Here is a 2222-nt window from a genome sequence, read left to right as displayed (position 1 = left end):
ACGCTGTCGTCCACCACGATGGCGTCGGCTGCCTGGCCTGGGGCCAGTTGGCCCCGGTCGGACAGGCCCGCCGCGCGCGCCGGGTTGGCCGATACCAGGCGCCAGGCCTGTTCCAGCGGCAGGATGCCGCGCTCGGCCAGCAGCAATGCGGCCGTCAGGGGGGCAGGGTAGTAGTAGTCGGAAGTCAGAATGTCGCACAGCCCGGCGCGGACCATCTCGGTGGCATTGGGCGCATTGGTATGGCTGCGGCCGCGCACCACGTTGGGCGCGCCGAACACAATGGCATCGCCCAGGTCGCGCGCCACGCGCGCCGCGTCGGCCGTGAGCGGGAACTCGGCCACGCGGCAGCCCAACTGGTGGTAATAGCGGCGGGTCGAGGCGTCGGGGTCGTCGTGCGAGGCGACGCTCAGCCCGGCCTCGCGCGCGCTGCGGGTCAGTTCGCGCATGGCATCGCCCACATCGTCGGCCGCCGACATGGCTTGGCGGATGCGGGCCTGGAAGGTATCCAGGTCGCATTCGGCGCGGTCTGCGTACTGCAGCAGCTTGCGGTCGTCGCCCAGGCGGCGGGCCATGGAAGGCAGGTGGTCGTTCAGGGCCAGGAATTGCACGCGGCCATCGCGGATCCATTGCTGCGCGGTTTCGACGCCGCCCACGTGATGGGTCTCGAAGCGCAGGTGCACGTGGTGGCGCGCTCCCAGCGCGGCCTGCATGCGCGCCAGCGATTCGAACATGCGCTCGGCATAAGGTTCGCCGCGCAGCCCGCCTTCCCAGGAAAGCGTCACGCCGTGGAATTCGGAAGTAATGCCGTTGGCCAGCAGTTGGCGGTCGACATCGTGCAGGGCGGCATCGTAGGGAAACGTCACGCCCGGCCGCGGCATGACGGCGCGCTCGAAGGCGTCGCCGTGCAGGTCCACGATGCCGGGCAGCACCAGCAGCTCGCCGGCATCGAGCCAGGCGGCGCCCGCAAAATGCGGTGCGGCGCCATCGGCGATGCGGCCATCGCGAAAAACCAGCTCGCCGGCGCCCAGCCCGGCGGAGGTCAACAGGCGGCGTCCGGCAATGCCAGCCAGCGCAGGGGAAGCAGAGGATTCGATGTTCATGCTGGCACCTTAGCGAAGTTCTATGACAGCTGGATGTCTAGATGAATATGGGGGCGGGCAGGAAGGCCGCCCGCGCATCAGGCGGCGTCTTCCGACACCACCAATTGCACCAGGTCGCCCACGAAGCGCGTGACGCTGTACTGCAGCGGCGCGCCGTCGCGGTCCACGTTCAGCGCTTCCACCTGCAATATGGGGCGCGTCTTGGGCTGGCCCATCAGCCGCGCCACTTCGGGCGCGGGCAGGGCCGCGGTAATGCGCGACCACTTGCGGGTGTAGTCGGCGACACCGTAGTGGGAAAACGCACGCGAGATCGACCGCAGCCTGCGCAGGTTGTCGGCGAAATCGGGAAAGCGCTTTTCGTCCAGATAGTGTTCGGAAACGTCGATGCAGCGGTTCTCGGCCTTGCCTATGGATTGCACGCGCAGCAGCGGCGCGGTGCGCGCCAGCCCCAGGTGGCGCGCGATGTCCGCGGCGCGCACGCTCTGGCAGCCCAGCACGTCGATATAGCCCAGCATGCCCTGGCTGAGCAGGTTCTCTGAAAAGCGGGTGCGCTTGCCGATGGCGTAGTCGATGGCGTGTTCTTGCACGAACGTGCCGCGGCCTTGCTCGATGCGCACCAGCCCGCTTTGTTCCAGTTCGCCCATGGCGCGGCGGATGGTGTGGCGGTTAACGGAAAACTTGGCGGCCAGTTCGGGTTCGGGCGGCAGGCGCTCGCCGGGCGCATAGAGTTTGTTGCGGATATCGTCCGCCAGCAGTTCACCGATCTGTCGCCACACCGCGACACCCGAGCCTCGTTCGACCATGGTGTTAATCCGTTCCGTAATGCCAGGTTCATGTTTGACGGCCATGATTGTGCATCAGTCGCGCGCCGCTGTGGCGCGCCTGTGGCGCAGCGCCACGGTGTCACGAAAAATTCATCTGGCAATGTTGTACTGATGCCCATTTCTTCCGTATCATACAGCATCTAGTCGTCTAGACGTTTAGAGGAAGATATGGATCCGACAATTCCCCCTCAGGCTTCCGCTTCGGCGCAGCGCGCCGCCTGGATGCGGGCCTTGGCGCTGGCCGAGCCCGCCGCGCTGGACCAGGCGGTACACGCCCTGGGCGCCCTGCCGGCGCACA

2 protein-coding genes are annotated in these 2222 nt (G+C 67.1%); both read right to left on the bottom strand.

Annotation, left to right across the window (positions count from 1 at the left end):
• Nucleotides 1–1100: alpha-D-ribose 1-methylphosphonate 5-triphosphate diphosphatase (locus LPZ50_RS24300; RefSeq protein WP_230665411.1), on the bottom strand; the 1100-nt coding region annotated here is incomplete at its 3' end.
• 77 nt (nt 1101–1177) lie between these two features.
• The gene (gene phnF / locus LPZ50_RS24295; RefSeq protein WP_230665410.1) at nt 1178–1903 is read right to left on the bottom strand and encodes a phosphonate metabolism transcriptional regulator PhnF; all 726 of its coding nucleotides are present in this window, start codon (nt 1901–1903) and stop codon (nt 1178–1180) included.
• Nucleotides 1904–2222: the final 319 nt, after the last annotated feature.

The organism is Bordetella petrii (genome assembly GCF_020991325.1).
Lineage (GTDB): Bacteria > Pseudomonadota > Gammaproteobacteria > Burkholderiales > Burkholderiaceae_B > Bordetella_A > Bordetella_A petrii_E.
This window is presented reverse-complemented; position numbering and strand designations above follow the sequence as displayed.